Raw genomic sequence first — 20681 nt, 5'->3', positions numbered from 1 at the left:
GCTGGCAGTGGCCGTTGCAAAGGCTGTTTTTCGCAACCTGTTTAAACCAAGGGAGGACGAATGGGGGTGCTTGGCTTGATCTACCGGCAGTATCGCTGGCCGTTGCTAGGGGTGTTGCTGTTGAGTGCGGCCAGCGCGGTGCTGAATGTTGGCGTCATCGCCTTCATCAAGAACCGCCTGATGGACGCCGAGGGGGCTGTCGAAGGTGCGATGCTTGCGTTCGCGGGTTTGTTGGTATTGCTGTTCGCGTTGAGTTTCGGCGTGCAGGCCTTCATCGCCAGCCTTGGGCATCGATTTGTTCATGGTCTGCGCCGCAGGTTGGTCAAGCAAGTGCTGGATTCGGATGTGGATCGTCTCGAAAGCCTGGGCAGTGCGCGTCTGTTGGCCAGCCTGAGCGGCGACGTGCAGAAGATCACCATCGGGTTCATCAACCTGCCGGAGATCGTCTATGGCTCGATCCTCACCTTGGTCGCTTTTGGCTACCTGGCCTGGTTGTCGTTGCCCTTGTTTGGCGCGACCCTGGCCTGGCTGGCGTTGATGGTGGTAGTCAGCCAGCAGCTGATGTGCCGTACCCAGGCGCACATGCGCCAGTTGCGCGAGGCGGATGATGCACTGCACGCGCATTACCGCGCAGTTATCGAGGGGCGACAGGAGCTGGCACTGAACCGCACCCGGGCGCAGCACCTGTACGAGCAGGAGTACCTGGCCAGTGCCGGTGACTACTTTCATCACGTGGTGCGTGCCGATACCTTCCATTGGTCCAACAGCAACTGGGTCAACTGCATGATCCTGGCCAGCCTCGCGCTGGTGTTTGCCTTGGTCGGTGGCTACGGTTGGGCCGATTACACCGTGGCGTCGACCTTTGCCGTGGTGATCCTGTTCGTGCGCGCACCGTTGGTGTCGAGCATGGGCGCGATTCCCAATCTGCTGGGGGCCAACGTGGCGCTGGAGAAGCTGAATGCCTTGCAACTTCAGCCGTACCGGGAAGAATTCGACCTGCCCGCTGCCACGGCGTTCGAGGGGTGGCAGCGCTTGCAGCTGGACGCCGTGACGTACCGCTACCGCTCCGAGGACGGTTCGGGTTTTGTTGTCGGCCCCCTGGACCTGACCCTGCAACGCGGCGAGCGGGTGTTCCTGGTCGGTGGCAATGGTAGCGGCAAGTCCACCTTGGCACGCTTGATCACCGGGCTTTACCGGCCCGATACCGGTTGCCTGCGGGTCGATGGTCGAGCCGTGGGCGAGCATGACCTTGCTGCCTACCAGCAGTTGTTCAGTACCGTGTTCAGCGATTTTCACCTGTTTCGCCAGCTCCTTGGCGTGGCGGGTGAGGATGCTCCGCGTGATGTTGTTCAGGCCTGGCTGGCCCTGCTGCGCATGGCGCACAAAGTTCGCATCGAGCAGGCGCGCTTGCTTGATCTGGAACTGTCTCAAGGCCAGCGCAAACGCTTGGGCCTGCTGCTTGCGGTGCTCGAGGGGCGGGGCGTGTTGCTGCTTGACGAATGGGCCGCCGATCAGGACCCGGCGTATCGCCGTGCCTTCTATCAGCAGTTGCTGCCGCAGTTGAGCGAGCAGGGTGTGACCGTCATTGCGATTACCCATGACGATCATTACTTTCACCTCGCTGACCGGCTTCTGAAAATGGAGGGCGGGCAGCTCTACGCGTTACCGGTGCCTGGCCCAGACGACGTGCATAGCGGGAGGGCATGGCCATGAGACTGATGCGAATGCTCTTTGGGCGCCACCCCGGGCTCGCGCTGTTCATTACGCTGCTGAGCATCGTGAATGCCGGCATCGGTGTTGGCGTGATCGCGTTCATCAACCAGCGTCTGGCTCAACCCGGTACGGCACTCGGGCCTGCATTGGCCCAGTTCACGGTGCTCTTGCTTGCCGTCATGGTTTCGGGGGTGATTGCGCAGATCGGCATGACCACGCTGGGTCATCGCGGCGTGCTGGCGCTGCGCAATACCGTGCTCAAGCGAATGCTCGACACGCCCCTGGCGCGCCTCGGCGCTTTGGGGGCGCCGCGACTCCAGGCCAGCCTCAGTGTCGATGTACAAGCCTTGTCGGTAGCCTTCGTACGCCTGCCGGCGGTGGTTCACGGCGCACTACTGACCGTCGCCGCCAGTGCTTACCTGGCCTGGTTGTCCTGGCCCTTGTTTCTGGCGACCCTGGCCCTGATCGGGGCGGCACTGTTGGTGGCCTGGCGCTTGCTCGGGATCACCAACCGGGAAGTGGCCAGTGCCCGCGAGGCCGCCGATCAGTTGTACGGCAGTTACCTTGCCGTGCTGCAAGGGCGTAAGGAATTGCGCCTCAATCGGCACCGCGCGCGGCGGGTCTATGAGGAGGAGTTTGAGCGCAGTGCCCAGGCGGACCGTTATCACCAGAGCCGCGCCGACCTGTTCTACAGTGCCTACAGCAACTGGATCAGCGTCATGCTGCTGGTGGCCATCGGCGTGAGTTTCTTTCTCGCCAGCCACTTTGGTTGGGCTGACCGTGCCGTCGCCACCACGTTCGCGATCAGCCTGTTGTACCTCAGTACACCGCTGGGGCTGCTGGTCGGGGCGATGCCCGGGCTGATTGCCGGCAATGTCGCGCTGGCCAAACTCGACAGCCTGGCGCTGGCACCCTATCAGGCGGGGTTTGCCTTGCCTGAGGCGCTGCCAGCGGACTGGGAGCACCTTGTGCTGGAAGACGTGTGCTACCGGTACGCCGAGCGTGACGGTGAAGGTGGGTTTGCGCTAGGGCCGTTGAACCTGACCCTGAAGCGCGGCGAAGTGGTGTTCCTGATCGGCGGCAACGGCAGCGGAAAGTCGAGCATGGCACGCCTGCTGTGTGGCTTGAGCATCCCCGACAGCGGCCGGATTCTGCTTGATGGTCAGCCTTTGGCGGTGGAGCAACTTCCTGCCTACCGGCAATTGTTCGCGGCGGTGTTCTCCGACTTCCATCTGTTTGCCCAGTTGCTTGATGGCAAGGGCGCTACGGCCGATTCGACGCTGGTGGCGCAATGGCTGGAGCGCCTGGCCCTCAGCGACAAGGTGACGCCCAGCAACGGGCGATTGCCGAGCACGGCCTATTCCCAGGGCCAGCGTAAACGTCTGGCACTGATGCTGGCTGCGCTGGAAGAGCGTCCCGTATTACTGCTGGATGAATGGGCCGCAGACCAGGACCCGGCATACCGTCAGCTGTTCTACCTCGGCGTGCTGGAGTATTTGCGCAGTACCGGTAAAACGGTGTTTGCCATCACCCATGACGAGCGCTATTTCCACCTCGCCGATCGCTTGCTGAAGATGGACGGCGGCCAACTTGTCGAGCTCCAGGGGCCTTCCCGGGCTCGCGCCTCTCTTGATGCCGTGGCAGCCCTCAGCGCAAGCGACTGAGGGCGCCCGGTGATTGCCTATCGATCAGTTGAAACGGAAGCCCGATGATCTATCTGAAACGCTTGGCCATCCTCCTGCTGGCGGCGTTACTGCTGCTGGCAGGTGCCATGGCGGTCTACGCCTGGCGCTCGTTGCCGCAAACCGAGGGCAGGGTGTCGGTGAGCGGCTTGTCTGCCGCTGTCGATGTGCTGCGTGATGCCGATGGCATCGCACACCTGTTCGCGAAAACCCCGGCTGATGCCTATTTCGCCCTTGGCTACGTGCATGCCCAGGACCGGATGTGGCAAATGGAGATGAACCGGCGCATGGCCACCGGCACCTTGGCCGAGGTGTTCGGCGCCCAGGCGTTGCCCAGTGACCGGGTGTTTCGCACCCTGGGGTTGCAGGCCATCGCCGAACGCAACCTGGCCGTGCTGGATGCCAATACCCGGGCCACGCTGGACGCCTACAGCCAAGGCGTCAACGCCTACCTGGCCGGGCACCCGATATTGGCGCCAGAGTTCGTGATTGCCGGCTTTCGCCCAGGGCCCTGGCAGCCCAGCGACTCGCTGGCGTTTTTCCGGCTCATGGCCTGGCGCATGGCCGGCAATCTCTGGGATGAGTTGGCCACGGCACAACTGAGCCAACAGTTCAGCCCGGCGCAAGTGGCCGAGCTGATGCCCGCCTATCCCGGCGATCAACGCCCCGTGCTGCCTGACCTCAAGCAACGCTATGCCGGCACTGGCAGCCCATGGGCCGGGCTGTTGGCTGCCTTGCCCGAGCGGCAGCCAGTGGGCATCGGCTCCAACAGCTGGGCGCTGGCCGGTAGCCGTACCGACAGTGGCAAGCCACTGTTGGCCAACGATCCGCACCTGATGCTCAGCGCGCCCACTTTATGGTACCTGGCGCAACTTCATGCGCCGGGGCTGGATGTCATCGGTGCGACATTGCCGGGCATGCCCGGGGTCATTCTGGGCCGTAATCAGCACGTCGCCTGGTCATTCACCAACACCCATTCGGATGTCGTCGATCTGTTTCTGGAAAAGCAGTTGCCCGGCGACAGCAGCCATTACCTGACGCCTGAGGGCAGTGCTGCGTTTGCCGTGCGTGAGGAGCGTATTCGGGTCAAGGATGGCGACGATGTTCTGCTGCGTGTACGTAGCACACGCCATGGCCCGGTGATTTCCGATGTGCTGGAGCGCGCCGGGCACCTGGCGGGCGAGGGCGGGGTGATGGCACTGGAGTGGGTCGGGCTGCGTGATGACGACCTTTCCCTGCAATTCCCGTTGAAGGCCGCGCTGGCAGTCGATGGTTCGGGATTGCTGGCCGCAACGCGGAACTTTCACTCGCCACAACAGAACATCGTTTATGCCGATACGGCCGGGAGCATCGGTTTTATTGCTGCCGGCCGGGTGCCGCAGCGTCAAGCCGATAATGACCTGATGGGCCGCGCCCCGTCACCCGGTTGGGAGGCCCGCTATGACTGGCAAGGGTTCATACCGTTTGACGACTTGCCGCAACAGCGCGACCCGGCCAATGGCGAGCTGGTCACCGCAAACCAGAAAATCACGCCACCGGGCTACAACCGCTGGATTACCTCCAACTGGGTACTGCCGTATCGCGCTGAGCGTATTCATGAACTGCTGGCTGAAGGCGTCAACCATTCGCGCGACGGCATGCAGCGCATGCAAATGGACGCCAGCAATCCGGTAGCCCGCCAGTTGCTGCCGTTGATGTTGCAGGTTCCTGAGCGAGACTCCCGCACCCGCGAAGCCTTGCAACGCCTGGCCAACTGGGATGGCGCGATGCTGCGTGAGCGCGCCGAGCCGCTGATCTATGCCGAGTGGTTGCGCCTGTTCACCGAGCGCCTGTATGGCGAACGCCTGGGGGACCTGTTTGAGCAGATTGGCGCACACAACCCTGCCTTTATCGCTTCGGTGCTGTCGGATCGCGCGGGGGCGAGTCGCTGGTGTGGCGAAGCCCTGGGTGAGGCAGACGGCGTCACGGCCTGCCGACGTTTGCTGGGCGACTCCCTGGCTCAAGCGCTGGATAATTTGAGCCAGCAGTACGGCGATGCCATGAGCGGGTGGCAGTGGGGCGATGCGCACAAGGCCGTGTCCCGTCATGCCGTGTTCGGCGATGTGCCTGTGTTGTCGCGGCTGTTCAACCTGAGTATTGCCAACGATGGTGGTCGGGATACGGTGAACTATGCCGGTTACTACTACGACCCGGTCAGTAGGCAGTACCTCGACGATGTCGGGCCAGGCCTGCGTGCGGTGTATGACCTCAATGATCCGCAAGCGTCCGGTTTCATCCTCAGTAGCGGTCAGTCTGGCAATCCCTTTTCAGCGCACTACAGCGACATGCTGGAGGGCTGGGCCAACGGTCGCCTGGTGCCGATGATCAGCGAGCGTAAACGGCTTGAGCAGCAGGCACATCACACCCTGGAACTGGCTCCTAGGCCTTGATCTGGTTCTGTATCACTTGTTGTAAATTATTCTCATTGTCATTCGTCTTCTCTGCATAACGTTCCATACACGCATCAGGTTCTGTGGTGCGTTGTAGACGATTGGTGGAGAAGACCTCGTGGTAAAACTCTTCTGTTTCCCCTATGCCGGGGCCAGCGCCCAGTGCTATGCACGCTGGCGCCGCGGCTTGCCGGCCTGGCTCGATGTTCGACCGGTCGAGCTGCCGGGCCGTGGTGCTCGCTTTGGCGAGCCGTTGCACGAGCAGTTGGCCCCTCTGGTTGCACAACTGGTCACCGAGTTGCGTGCCGATCTTCATGCGCCCTACGCCTTTTTCGGTCACAGCCTGGGCGCACTGATTGCCTTCGAGGTGGCCCATGCCTTGCGCCACGGCGGGTTGCCGCAACCTGAGCAACTGTTCCTCTCTGGTGCCAGCGCGCCCGGTCATCGGGACGATGAGCGTTACACGCGGCTGGATGCCGACGCTGACCTGATCGACGAGTTGCAGCGGCTTGGCGGCACGGCTGCAGCGGTCATTCACAGCCCTGAGCTGATGGCGATGGTGTTGCCGGTGCTGCGCGCCGATTTTCGCCTGTGTGCCAACTATGCCCCGGTACCCCGGCCACCCCTGACGTGTGCCGTGCACGTGCTGGGCGGTGATGGCGACGCGATAGGCGCAGCCGCCCTGCAAGCCTGGCGCGGTGAAACCCTCGGCACCTTCAGTTGCACCTCATTCGTCGGTGATCACTTCTTTTTGCATGCGCGCGAAGCCCAGGTGCTCGACCACCTGCGCGCACACCTTGCGCGATTGCGCCGCAGCGAACGGGTGTGCGGATGAATCAGCAGGCCGCCGAGGCGGCGTTCAGGAGGATTACACAGATGCACGAACGCATGAGTTGCACCGATTGGGGCGTCGACGTCCAGGCATTGATTCCCGGCCAGAGCCTGCCGCTATTGATTACCCCAAAGCAGGAGCGGGCGCCCCTGATGGCCAACTTCGCCGCCCTCAGCGACCTGGCCGGTGCGCGCCTGGAGCAGGCCGGGGGGCTACTGTTCCGCGGTTTCGACGTCAACGGCATCGATGAATTCCAGGGCTTCGCGGCGGCGTTCGGCCATCCGCTGCTCAGCTACGAATTCGGCTCGACACCCCGCAGCAAGGTGTCGAGCGGCGTCTACACCTCAACCGAATACCCCAAGCACCAGCACATTCCTTTGCACAACGAGCAGGCCTACACCCGCGAATGGCCGATGCGCATCTGGTTCTACTGTGCCCAGGCCGCAACGGTTGGCGGCGCCACGCCGATTGCCGACAGCCGCGAGGTGTACCGGCGTATCGATGCGCGCCTGCGCGAACACCTTGTCCGCCGTGGCCTGCGCTATGTGCGCAACTTTGGCAACGGCCTGGATGTGGCTTGGGAAGATGTCTTCGGCAGTACCGACAAGGCCTATGTCGAAGCCTATTGCCGCAGCCACGGCGTGGCCTGTGAGTGGAAGGAGGACGGTGAGCTGCGTACCAGCCAGGTATGCCAGGTAACGGCGGTGCACCCACGCACCGGCGACAACGTCTGGTTCAACCAGGCGCACCTGTTCCACGTCTCCAACTTGCCGGCTGAGGTGCGTGCCTCGCTGCTGGAGGTGGTCGAACCGCACGACCTGCCGCGCAACGTGTACTACGCCGACGGCTCGCCGATCGAGGACAGCCTGCTCGATGAAGTGCGCGGCGTACTCGCCGAACAGGAGATCAGCTTCCCCTGGCAAAACGGCGACATCCTCATGCTCGACAACATGCTCACCGCCCACGCCCGTCACCCGTTCGAAGGGCCGCGCAAGGTGGTGGTAGCCATGGCTCAAGGCCACCGAGCTGATTGAAACGGGTCAATGGCCTCTTGATGACTTCGCATTGTGCAGACGCCCAACCGGGCGCTGCTTTTCTACTCTTTCTTAGCGAGTGATGTAATGAGCGTGCAAATTCCCGCGGACAGCACTTTCGTCGAACGCCTGCAATACCTCGCCGAGCGGCAACCTACCCGTACCGCGCTGCGCTGGCTGGTCGATGGCGACGAAACCAGCCAGACCTGCAGTTTCGCCCAGTTGGATGTACGCGCCCGTAGCGTCGGCGCTGCCCTGCAGGGCAGTGCAGGGGCCGGTGAGCGGGCGGTCTTGCTGTTCCCCAGCGGCCTCGATTATGTCGGGGCGTTCTTCGGCTGCCTGTACGCCGGTTGTGTCGCTGTGCCGGCTTACCCACCCGAATCGCTCAAGCCACAGCACCTTGAGCGTTTGCTGGCGATCATCGGCGACGCCGAGCCACGCTTCATCCTCACCGACAGTGCCTTGCTGCCGGGCCTGCAAGCGCTACAGCGCGATCTGCCGGCACTGGCCGGCATTGAACTGATGGCGGTCGATGTACTCGACCCGGCCCTGGCTTCGCTGTGGCAGCCGCCGTGCATTGATCCTGACGGCCTGGCCTTTTTGCAGTACACCTCCGGCTCTACCTCGACGCCCAAAGGCGTGATGGTCGGTCACGACAACCTGATTGCCAACGCGCGGGCGATTCGCAGCGGTTTCGGCATTCATGACCGCGATGTGATCGTCAGTTGGTTGCCGCTGTATCACGACATGGGCCTGATCGGCAGCCTGCTGCAAGGGATCTACAGCGGCATCGAAGTGGTGTTGATGTCGCCCCGGCACTTCCTTGAGCGCCCGTTGCGCTGGCTGCAAGCGGTGTCGCGCTTTGGCGGCAGCGTCAGCGGCGGGCCGGATTTCGCCTTTCGCCTGTGCGTCGAGCGGGTGCGTGACAGTGCCCTGGCCGGCCTTGACCTCAGCGGTTGGCGCCTGGCGTTCTCGGGCTCCGAGCCCGTGCGTCATGACACCCTGCAAGCGTTCTGCGAGAAATTCGAACCCTATGGGTTCGACCCACAAGCGCTGTTCCCGTGCTACGGCCTGGCCGAAGCGACGCTGTTCGTCAGCGCCGGTCAACGAGGCCAGGGCTTGCGCGCCGAGCACTTCGTGCGCGATCAACTGGCGCAGGGGCAGGCCGTTGCCGTAGAACAGGGCGATTGCCTGGTGGGGTGTGGCGGGCCGGTGGCCGAGCACGAGGTGCGCATCGCCGCGCCGGGCTCACTGCACGCGCTGGCCGACGGGCAGGTTGGCGAAGTCTGCTTTGCCGGGCCGAGTGTTACCCACGGCTACTGGCGCAATCCCGAGGCCACGTCAGCAGCCTTCGTGAGCGACGGCCAGCAGACATTCCTGCGCACCGGCGACCTGGGCTTTGTACACGATGGCACGTTGTTTGTCAGCGGTCGAAGCAAAGACCTGATCATAATTCGCGGGCATAACCTGTACCCACAGGACATCGAAAAAAACCTCGAGGATCAAGTCGATCTGCTGCGCAAAGGCCGTGTGGCGGCGTTTGCGGTGCAGGTCGATGGCCGCGAGGGTATCGGCATTGCCGTGGAAGTCAGCCGTGCGGTTCAGAAGCGGGTCACGCCGTCCGCCTTGTTCAGCGCGATTCGCGAGTGCGTGGCGCTGGCCCATCAAGAACCGGCCAGTGTGATTCTGTTGTTGCAGCCAGGGACATTGCCGAAGACCACCAGTGGCAAAGTGCAGCGCTCGACCTGCCGCCACTTGTGGTTGGCCGGCAGCGATGACGTGTATGCGTCTTACCCGACCGATCAGGTGCGCGAGCCGGGCAACGCGCCAGCCGCCGCCTTGAGCCCACGGGAAGCGCATGTCGCCGCGCTGTGGCAGGACGTGCTGAAGGTCGAGCAGGTGTTACCCGAAGACAGCTTCTTTGCCCTGGGCGGCACCTCCATTCTTGCCATGCAGGGCCTGGCCCGCCTGCAGGATGAACTCGGCATCCAGTTGGCGCCGCGCCTGCTGTTTGAAGCGCCCACCCTGCGTGCGTTCGCTGCGGTGCTGGACACCGTGCTGGCCAGCGGTCGACCGGCCTTGGAGGTGATCAGCCGGTTGCCGCGCAGCGGCGCGCTGCCGTTGTCCCTCGGTCAGCGCCGATTGTGGTTCCTTGCTCAGCTGGAACCGCACAGTAGCGCGTATCACATCGCCGCGACCTTGCACCTGCGTGGCGTATTGAACCGCCTCGCGCTACAGCAGGCCTTTGGCCAATTGTTCGCCCGTCATGAAAGCCTGCGCAGTGAGTTCCCGCAGCGCGATGGCCAACCCTGGTTGCGCCTGCTGCCTGTCGATGCCTTGCAGGTGACCTTCAACCATTGGCCTGCCGACAGCCTGGAGCAACTGCGCAGACGAGCCGATCAGGCAATGCGTGAGCCGTTCGATCTGCAGTGCGGGCCATTGATCCGTGTACAGGTGCTTCAGCGCGCCGACGATGAGGCGTTGCTGCTGGTCAACCTGCACCACATCATCGCTGACGGTAGCTCGATGCACGTGCTGATCGACGAGTTCGCCCGGCTCTACACGCATTTTTGCGAGCAGCCCTGCGACCGCACGGCGTTGACCTTGCCAGCGCTGCCGGTGGGCTACGTCGACTTTGCCGATTGGCAGCGCTTGCGCCTTGAGCGTGACGACGAACAGCAGCGGCAATTGAACTACTGGACGTCGCGCCTGGGCGGCGAACAGCCGCTCCTGGAGTTGCCTGTCGATAGCGTTATCGGCGAGCAGTCATCCCTGTTGGCGTCCCGTTACAGTGTGGTCGTGCCGGCCACGCGGGTTGCACTGTTAAGGCGCCTGGCGCTGGGCGAAGGCAGCACCCTGTTCATGCTGCTGCTGGCCGCGTTCCAGGCCTTGCTGCAACGCTTGAGTGGGCAGCGTGACATCCGTCTCGGCGTGCCAGTGGCCAATCGTCCGCGTCGGGAGCTGCAAGGCGTGGTCGGCTTCTTCGTCAACACACTGGTACTGCGTGCCGATGTCGATCCACAGCAAAGCTTTGTTGCGCTGTTGCGCCAGTCGCGCAGCGAGGTGCTGGATGCCCAGGCCCATCAGGATCTGCCGTTCGAGCAACTGGTGGACGCCTTGGCGCCTGAGCGCAGCCTGGGCCACAACCCGTTGTTCCAGGTGGCATTCAACCACCAGCAACAGGATCACAGTGCCTTGCACGCCTTGCCGGGCCTGCAATTGCTGGGCCTGCAACGGCTGCTCGGGGATGCCCCGTTTGACCTCAGCCTGGACAGTGAAGAACAGGCCGACGGCAGCCTTGTGTTGACCTTCAGCTACGCGCACAAGCGCTTTGATGAGCGCAGCGTTGTGCGTATCGCCGAGCGATTGCTGGCCCTGCTGGCGCAGTTGCCTGAGCGGGCGTTTCGACCGCTGGCCGAGCTGGACCTGTTGAATGCCGACGAGCATCGCCAACTGCACACCTGGAGCCAGCCAGCGGGCGTTACGCCACACCTGCCGCTGGTGCATGAGGCCATCAGCCAGCAAGCCGCCTTGCGTCCCGACGCCGTGGCGCTGGTGTGCGGCGAGCGCTCGCTGACCTTCGCTGAGCTGGAGCAGCGAGCCAATCAGTTGGCCCATCGCTTGATCGCCCTGGGCGTGGGCCGGGAAACCCTGGTTGGCGTCGCGCTGGACCGCTCGCTGGAACTGATTCTCGCCCCGTTGGCGATCCTCAAGGCCGGGGGCGCCTACGTGCCGCTGGATCCGGAGTACCCGGCCGAGCGCCTGGCCTACATGGTCAAGGACGCGGGCCTGAAGTGGGTGCTGAGCGATGCTTCGCTTGCACTGGCGTGGCCGGAAGGCGTCGAAGTCGTGGCCCTGGACCAGTTGGACCTGAGCTGCGCGCCAACACAGGCGCCGTTACTCACGGTCGCCCCGCAGCAACGCGCCTACATGATCTACACCTCTGGTTCGACCGGCCAACCCAAGGGCGTGACCGTCGAGCACGGTGCCCTGAGCATGCACTGTCGTGCTGCTGGGGAACTGTACGGCATGAGCGCCGACGACATTGCCCTGCATTTTGCCTCGATCAGTTTCGATGGCGCGGTGGAGCAGTGGTTGTCGCCGATGATGTTCGGTGCCCGGTTGGTGCTGCGTGGCCCGGGGCTGATCTCGGCAGAGCAGAGCTACCAGACGCTGGTGGACCAAGACGTTACCGTGGCCTATTTCCCCACCAGCTATGCCCATCAACTGGCCGAGTGGGCCTTGGCGCATCCGCAGTCGTTGCGGCTGCGCTCCTGCACCATTGGCGGCGAAGCGGTGTCGCGGGGGACCTTCGAGCTGCTGCGCCGTGGCCTGAAAGCGCCGCGCATCATCAACGGTTACGGGCCGACGGAAACCATCGTCACCCCGACCCTGTGGCGGGCAGACGGCGATGTACCGTGCGAAACACCCTATGCCCCCATCGGCCGTGCGGTCGGCAACCGCACCCTGTACGTGCTCGATGCCAACCTTAACCTGCTGCCACCGGGTGTCGCGGGCGAGCTGTACATTGGCGGCGAAGGGCTGGCCCGTGGTTATCACCAGCGCCCAGACCTGACCGCCGAGCGCTTTGTGCCCGACCCGTTTTCCGCCACCGGTGGCCGCTTGTACCGCTCCGGCGACCGCGTGCGCTGGCTGGCTGACGGCAATCTGGAATATCTAGGGCGTATCGACCAACAGGTCAAGCTGCGCGGCTACCGCATCGAATTGGGTGAAATCGAAGCGCGGCTGCAGGCCCATGCCGACGTCGGTGAGGCGGTGGTGCTGCTGCGCGACAAACGCCTGGTGGGTTATGTGGTGTCGAACCGCGATGATGGCCTGATTGAAACCCTGCTGAGCGAGCTGAAACAGCAACTGCCGGACTACATGGTGCCGAGCAAGATCCTGATTCTGGAACGCTTCCCGTTGACTCCCAATGGCAAGGTGGACCGCAAAGCCCTGCCGCAACCGGTGTGGGAAAGCCAGGCCTTCCAAGCGCCGACTTCTGTCGAAGAGTTGGCCTTGGCTGCGATCTGGCAACAGGTGCTGGGGCTGGAACAGGTCGGGTTGCACGACAACTTCTTTGAGTTGGGTGGCGACTCCATCGTCTCGATCCAGGTGGTTAGCCGTGCGCGGCAGGCCGGTTTGGCGCTGACGCCCAAAGACCTATTCCAGCACCAGACCCTGCAAGCCCTGGCGCGTGCGGCCAAACCGCTGGAAGGCGGGTTGGCCATTGACCAGGGCCCGGTCAGTGGCGCGGTGCCGCTGACGCCGATCCAGGCCTGGTTCTTTGAACAGCCGATTCCTCAGCGGCACCACTGGAACCAGTCGGTGCTGCTCAAGGCTGCGCAACCGCTGGACAGCCAGGCGCTGAACCGCGCCTTGCAGGCCTTGGTGGCGCACCATGACGCCTTGCGCCTGAGCTGGCAGCAGCAGGGGAGCCGCTGGGTTCAACACCATCGAGCTCCGAACGAACAGGCCTTGCTGTGGGAGCGCGAAGCGGCTTCTGCTGCTGAAATCACCGCCCATTGCGACGAAGCGCAAGCCAGCCTCAGCCTGCAAGACGGCCCACTGCTGCGCGCCGTGCATATTCGGCTGGCCGATGGGACGGCCCGCTTGCTGCTGGTGGTGCATCACTTGGTGGTTGACGGCGTGTCGTGGCGCATCCTGCTGGAGGATCTGCAGCAGGCCTACGCCGGGTTACCGTTGCCAGCCAAGACCAGCGCCTACAAGCACTGGGCCGAACACATGGAGGCCTTTGCCCACGGCGAGGTGCTGCAAACGGAAGTGGCGTACTGGCAACAGCAGTTGGCCGGGCCCGTGGATCAGTTCCCGGAAGATGGCACCCCTGGCGGCGGTATCGAAAGCCTGACCCTGACCCTGGACAAGGCCCGCACCGCCCAGTTGCTGAAAACCGCGAACACAGCGTACCGCACACGCATTGACGACCTGCTGCTGACGGCCCTGGCCCGGACCTTGTGCGCCTGGAGCGGGCAGCCCAGCGTGCTGATCGATCTGGAAGGTCATGGCCGCGAGGCGCTGTTCGCGGACCTCGACCTGACCCGTACCGTCGGTTGGTTCACCAGCCTGTACCCACAGCGTTTGATGCGTTTCGAAGGCATCGGCGAGAACCTGAAGGCAATCAAGGAAGCCTTGCGTCAGGTGCCCAACAAAGGCGTCGGTTACGGCGCCCTGCGTTATCTGGCGAGGGCGTCCCAACTGGCTGAGTTGCCTGCTGCGCAGGTGACCTTCAACTACCTCGGCCAACTGGACGCCAGCTTCGCTGCGCAGGGGCTGTTCGTCTTGGCAGCGGAGTCGTGCGGGCAAGTACAGAGCGCGCAAGCCCCCTCGCTCAAGCGCCTGGAAATCAATGCCCAGGTGCATGGCGCCGAGCTGAGCCTGAACTGGCGCTTCGACACGACGCAGCACAGTGTTGCCAGTGTGCAGGCCTTGCTGGACGGCTACGCCGAGGCGTTGCACGAAGTCCTCGAACATTGCCTGAGCACCGAGGCGGGCGGGGTGACGCCAAGCGATTTCCCGCTGACCCGCCTGAGTCAGGAGCAACTGGACAGCTTGCCGTTGGCGGCCCGCGAAATCGAAGACGTCTATCCGTTATCGCCGCTGCAACAGGGCATGCTGTTCCACGCTCTGCAAGACGGCGCCGAGGATGCCTACTTCTACCAGCGTGGCTTCCTCATCGAAGGCCTGCTGGACCAGGAGGCATTGATTGCGGCCTGGACCCGGGTTGCCGAGCGCTATCCGGTATTGCGTACCGCCTATTACTGGGAAGAAGTCGGCATGCCGTTGCAGGTGGTGCAGCGCCATGCCCGGGTCACTCTGCAGGCCCATGACTGGCGCGGCCTGAGCCTGAGCGAGCAGCGCCAACGCCGTCAGGACCTGCTGGACGGGGAACGCCGTGCCGGTTTCGATTTCCGCCGTGCCGGTGAAATACGCCTGGGCCTGTTACATGTTGCTGAAGAGCAATGGTGGATGATCTGGAGCAACCACCATATCGCCCTTGATGGCTGGAGCATGGGCCTGATCCTGCGCGATGTGCTGGGCCATTATCATGGCCATGCAGCCGGGGCAGGCGCGATCGGTTCACGGCCGTACGCCGACTATATCGGTTGGCTGCAACGGCAATCCGTAGCGGCTCGCCAGGACTTCTGGCGTGGGCAATTGGCCGACTGGACGGCGCCGACGCCGCTGCCGGGTCGCCTTTCAACGGCATCCGGGCAACAGGGGTATGCCGAACTCGGCAGCACCTTTGCAAACAGTGAAACCGCGCATCTGCGTGCTGCGGCGCAGCGTCTGGGGGTTACCATCAACACCCTGTTGCAGGGCGCCTGGGCCGTGTTGCTGGGGCACTATGCCAACAGCAGCGATGTGCTGTTCGGCATCACGGTGTCTGGTCGCGGCTTGCCGCTGGCCGGGGTCGAGGAAATGGTCGGGCTGTTCATCAACACCTTGCCGCTGCGGGTCCAGCTGCCGACGGAGCAATCGGTGGCGACCTGGTTGCAAGCATTGCAGCGCACCAACCTGGACTTGCGTGCGCTGGAGCACAGCCCACTGGCCGACGTGCAGCGCATGGCCCGTCCCGGCGACGGCGTGCAGAGCGGCGCACTGTTCGAGAGCATTCTGGTGTTCGAGAACTACCCGCTGGACGAGGTGCTGCGCCAGCAACCGGCGGGCCTGAAACTGAGCCTGCTCGACGATCAGGCGGCCGAGGCAGCGGCATGTGGGCGTAACAACTACCCGTTGAGCCTGATCGCCAGCCTCGACGAGCAACTGCACCTTACGTTCTCGTTCCAACGCGCTGCGTTCACCGCCCAGCAGATCGAACGTTTGCTGCTGCAAGTGCGGCAGGTGCTGATGGCCATGGCCAACCAACCTGAACAGCCTGTGCAGCAACTGCCGGTGGTGCTACCAGGCGATGCAGCGCACGCGCTGAGTGAACTGCGCGGCGATACTCGTGAGTTCCCGTGGGTGACGGTGCTCGATGGCTGGGCCGAACAGTTGGCCCTGAATCCCGATGCCCCTGCGCTACAGGACGAACAGCAACGGCTGAGTCGCGCCGAGGTCGAAGCGGCCGCCAACCGCCTGGCCCATGCACTGATCCAGCGCGGTGTATGCCCGGAAACGCCGGTTGGCCTGTGTGTCGAACCATCGGTTGACCTGGTCATCGGTTTGCTCGGCATCCTCAAGGCCGGTGCGGTGTACCTGCCGCTGGACTGTCGCCAGCCCGCTGAACGCCTTGGCAGGCTGCTTGACGGTAGCGGTGCGGCGTTGCTGCTGTGCCACGCAGCCACCCAAACGTTGGCCGTGGCTTGCGCGCATCCGCTGTTGGCGCTGGACAGCGCTGAGCTGAGTGGCCAGAGCGCCGAAGCCCCGGCACTGAGCGTGTCCGCCGAGCAGGGCGCCTACCTGATCTACACCTCGGGCTCTACCGGGCAGCCTAAAGGCGTTCTGGTCGAACATGGCGCATTGGCCAACTATGTACAGGCCATTCTCGAACGCCTGCAATTGCCCTCCGAGGCAAGCATGGCGCTGGTGTCGACCAGTGCTGCAGACCTGGGCCATACCCAGCTGTTCGGCGCTTTGTGTAACGGCGGCCTGCTGCATGTGCCCGGGCAGGAGCGGCGCTTTGACCCCGACCGCTTCGCCGAGTACATGACGCGCCATCAGGTTGAGGTATTGAAAATCGTGCCAAGCCACTTGCGTGGCCTGTTGCACGCCGAGCGCGCAGCCGATGTGCTGCCCGGCCATACCCTGATCGTAGGGGGCGAAGCCTGCGACAGGGCGCTGTTGGAACGCATTCGCGCATTGCGTCCGGATTGCCGGATCATCAATCACTATGGCCCGAGTGAAACCACGGTGGGCGTGTTGACCTGGGCACTGGGCGCTGATCACTCGACACCCGATCGCCTGCCGTTGGGCCGGCCGCTGGCCAACGTGGTTGCGCGGGTGCTGGATGCCGAGCAACGGTTGTTGCCCGCCGGGCAGCCGGGAGAGCTGTACCTCAGCGGTCGCTGCCTGGCGCGAGGGTACCTGGGGCAAGCCGGGCAGACCGCTGAGCGCTTTGTCTTCGCGCCTGCATTCCCGGGCGAGCGGCTGTACCGCACGGGGGATCGTGTGTGCCTGCGTGAGGGGCAACTGGAGTTTCTCGGCCGCACTGACGATCAGGTGAAGATTCGCGGTAACCGCGTCGAACTGGGTGACATCACCGCCTGCTTGAGTGCATTACCGGGGGTCGCGGCCGCTGCGGTGCGACTGGCCAGCCTGAACGCCGATGAACATCCGCAATTACTGGGCTATCTGGTAGCAGAAACAGGTACACACCTGCACCTGGCCAGCCTGCGCGAGCACGTTGCACAGCACCTGCCGGACTATCTGGTGCCGGCCCGACTGATCCTGCTCGAGCGTTTGCCATTGAATGCCAATGGCAAGCTCGATCGAAACGCCTTGCCCTTGCCCTTGCCCTTGCCCTTGCCGACCGCACCGGCCGAGGCCAGCCCCACGCAGCACTTCGCGGCCCCGCAAGGCGAGCACGAAACCCTCCTGGCCGAGATCTGGCAGGCGGTGCTCAAGTGCGACAAGGTCGGTCGTGACGACAATTTCTTTGAACTGGGCGGCGACTCGATCCTGAGCCTGCAGATTATTGCCCGTGCCAGAAAACGTGGCTTGAAGCTGACACCGAAACAGTTGTTCGCCATGCCGACCATTGCTGCCCTGGCGGCATTGCAACCGGCGCCGACGGCCTTGGCCGCACCCGAGGCGCCGGCTATTCCCCGGCTACCGCGCACGGGCGTCTTGCCCCTGTCCGCGGCGCAACAACGGCTGTGGTTCCTGGCGCAACTGGACCCACAAAGCAGTGCCTACACCATTGCCGGTGCCTTGCAACTGAGCGGCGAACTGCAGCATGACGCCTTGCGCCAGGCCTTTGCCCAATTGGCGGAACGCCATGAAATGCTGCGCGCCGCGTTTTTCGATGAGGCTGGGCAACCGCGACTCAGGATCGTCGCTGGGCGCAGACCGCAGTGGCGCGATGTCGACGTGAGTCATGTAACGCCGGGGCAACGCCTTGCGGCAGTGCATCAGATAGCCGCCGACGAGATCGCCCGTCCATTCGATCTGGAGCATGCGTCGTTGCTGCGGGTCACGCTGATGCAGCTTGAACAGGACCGCCACGTCGTGCTGGTGTGCCTGCATCACCTGATCGCCGATGGCTGGTCCATGGCATTGTTGATGGACGAACTGGGTGAGTGCTACGCCGCCGCCAAGGCTGGGCGGACTGCGCAGTTGCCTGTGTTGGCGTGGGACTACGTCGATTACGTCGCCTGGCAGCGTCAGCGTCTGGATGGCGCCGAGATGCAACGCCAACTGGGTTACTGGACCGCGCAACTGGAGGACGCGGGCGAACCGCTGGCCCTGCCGTATGACCGTGCCCGCCCGGAACTGTCGGAGGGGCGTGGCGCCTGCCATGGCTTTACGCTGGACGGGGCATTGCTCGCGGATCTGCGCCACACCGCGCAAACCAATGGCTGTACCTTGTTCCATGTGCTGCTGGCCGGTTTCGGTCTGCTGCTGCAGCGGTACAGCGGGCAACACGATGTGCGCATCGGCTTGCCGGTCAGTGGCCGCGAACAGGGCGAAAGCCAGGGGCTGGTGGGTTGTTTGATCAACACGCTGGTACTGCGCCTGCAATTGGCTGCTGTGCAGACGGTTGGCGAACTGCTGGGCCAGGCCCGGGATGTCACCCTCAACGCCCAGGCCCACGCCGACGTGCCGTTCGAGCAGTTGGTGGAGACGCTGGTCAGCCAGCGCACACCCGGGACGCACCCGCTGTTTCAGGTGTTGTTCAACCACCAGCGCCGCGATATCGCCGGCCTGGCGCAACGCGCCGGGCTCGGCTTTGAACGCCTGGAACTGACTGAGCGCAGTGCTCAATTTGACCTGGTGCTGGACACCGAAGAAAACACTGACGGTGTGGTTCACGTACGCCTGTTGTATGCCGCCGAACGCTTCGAACACTCGACCATTGAGCGGCTGGGCGCACATTGGCTGCAGGTGCTCAAACAACTGGTGGCTGGCAGTGACACAGCGCTGGGTGGGGTGCAGCTCAACAGCGCTACCGAGCGGCAGCAGTTGGCGCAGTGGAGTGCAGTTCAGCAACACTTCCCGGCGTTCGTGCCGGTATCGTCCCGTATTGCCGCGCAGGCGGCGTTGCGCCCTGACGCCGTGGCGATCCGTCATCAGGGCGTCAGTGTCTGCTATGCCGAACTGGAGCAACGTGCCAATCAACTGGCCCATCGCTTGGTGAGCCTCGGTGTGGGCAGCGATGTGCTGGTCGGCGTGGCCTTGCCTCGTTCAGCGGAACTGATCGTCGCCCTGTTGGCCGTGCTCAAGGCCGGCGGTGCCTATGTGCCGCTGGATCCGGACTACCCGGCGGAGCGGCTGGCCTACATGGTCGAGGATTCCGGCCTGCAACAGGTCATCAGCCTGTCCAGTCTTGACTTGCAGTTGCCGGTACAGGTGTTGGCGCTCGATACCCTGGACCTTTCTGCAGAATCGTCGAGCGCACCACAGGTGACTATCGACCCGGAACAACTGGCCTATGTGATCTACACCTCGGGCTCGACCGGTCAGCCGAAAGGCGCGCAGTTGACCCAGCGCAACGTCGAGCGGCTGTTCCAGGCCACCCAGGGCGATTTCGGCTTCAACCAAGACGACGTCTGGACCCTGTTCCATTCCTACGCCTTCGACTTCTCGGTGTGGGAAATCTTTGGCGCCCTGGTGCACGGCGGTTCTTTGGTGATCGTGCCGTATTTCACCAGCCGTTCACCGGAAGACTTCCTCAAGCTCCTGAGCGAAGAGGGCGTGACGGTGTTGAACCAGACGCCGTCGGCGTTCCGTCAGTTGATCCCGCTGGCGCAGAAAAACACGGCGCCGTTGAGCCTGCGTTACGTGATCTTCGGCGGCGAAGCCCTGGAACTGGAAAGCCTGCGACCGTGGTTCGAACGCTACGGCGATCGCCAGCCGCGCTTGATCAACATGTACGGCATCACCGAAACCACGGTGCATGTGACCTACCGGGAAATCACCGGGCAAGACCTTTCACATAAGGGGCCGAGCCCGATTGGCCGACCGTTGGCCGACCTCAGCCTGCACGTGCTGGACGCCAACCTCAACCCGCAACCGGTCGGCATTGTCGGTGAGCTCTACGTCGGTGGTGCCGGCTTGGCCCGTGGCTACCTGAATCGCCCGGAACTGACCAGCGAACGTTTCATTGCCAGCCCGTTCGATGCCAGCCAGCGGCTGTACCGCAGCGGCGACCTGGCCCGGCGCCTGTCCGATGGCAGCCTGGAATACCTTGGGCGTATCGACCAGCAGGTGAAGATTCGTGGTTTCCGCATCGAGCTGGGTGAAATCGAAGCGCAGTTGCAAAGCCACCCCCTGGTCAGCGAAGCGGCGGTGCTGGTCAAGGATGGGGCCGGTGGCCCCCGGCTGGTGGGTTATGTCGCCAGCCCGGACCCGGCGATTCAGGACGAGCTCAAGGCCCACCTGCACGAACGGCTGCCGGAGTACATGGTACCGGCACAGATCGTGGTGTTGGCGAGCTTGCCCCTGACCGCCAACGGCAAGCTCGACCGTCGCGCGCTACCCGAGCCGGACGCTGCTGCAGGCCGCGAGTACCGGGCGCCGCAGACCGATACCGAGCGGGCTGTAGCCGGCCTGTGGGCCGAGCTGTTAGGCGTTGAGCGGGTCGGCCTGGACGATGACTTCTTTGAACTGGGCGGCCACTCGCTGCTGGCAACCCAGGTGATTTCCCGTGTGCAACAGCAGTTGGGTACTCAGGTTGCACTACGCGAGCTTTTTGAAGCCACCACCCTGACGCGTTTCTGCGCGCAGGTCGATGCCTGCCACAGCCAGGCGTTGAACGCCGACACCGCACGCCGGATGGCAGCACTTCTCACCGATTTGGAGATTGACTGAA

At 63.8% G+C, this 20681-nt stretch carries 6 protein-coding genes; all 6 read left to right on the top strand.

The features are described 5' to 3' along the window. Positions 1 to 60 precede the first annotated feature (60 nt). A complete protein-coding gene (locus AB7M23_RS18255; protein WP_454241598.1) occupies positions 61 to 1713 on the top strand; it encodes a multidrug ABC transporter permease/ATP-binding protein in 1653 nt (550 codons plus the stop codon). After that, positions 1710 to 3377, top strand: a complete 1668-nt coding sequence (locus AB7M23_RS18250; protein ID WP_454241597.1) for a multidrug ABC transporter permease/ATP-binding protein — start codon at positions 1710 to 1712, stop codon at positions 3375 to 3377. The genes AB7M23_RS18255 and AB7M23_RS18250 overlap by 4 nt, the downstream gene beginning before the upstream one ends. A 44-nt stretch (positions 3378 to 3421) precedes the next feature. Further along, positions 3422 to 5824 (top strand): penicillin acylase family protein, encoded by a 2403-nt coding sequence (locus AB7M23_RS18245; RefSeq protein WP_454241596.1) that lies wholly within the window; start codon positions 3422 to 3424, stop codon positions 5822 to 5824. 118 nt (positions 5825 to 5942) lie between these two features. After that, complete coding sequence (locus AB7M23_RS18240) at positions 5943 to 6659, top strand: thioesterase II family protein (protein ID WP_099774857.1); 717 nt, start codon at positions 5943 to 5945, stop codon at positions 6657 to 6659. A 53-nt stretch (positions 6660 to 6712) separates the two neighbouring features. Next, entirely contained in the window at positions 6713 to 7690 is a 978-nt protein-coding gene (locus AB7M23_RS18235) for a TauD/TfdA family dioxygenase (RefSeq protein ID WP_454242197.1), read from the top strand. Between the two features lie 87 nt (positions 7691 to 7777). After that, complete coding sequence (locus AB7M23_RS18230) at positions 7778 to 20680, top strand: non-ribosomal peptide synthase/polyketide synthase (protein WP_454241595.1); 12903 nt, start codon at positions 7778 to 7780, stop codon at positions 20678 to 20680. Position 20681: the final 1 nt, after the last annotated feature.

Source organism: Pseudomonas sp. HLS-6 TE3448 (assembly GCF_053629555.1).
This window is presented reverse-complemented; position numbering and strand designations above follow the sequence as displayed.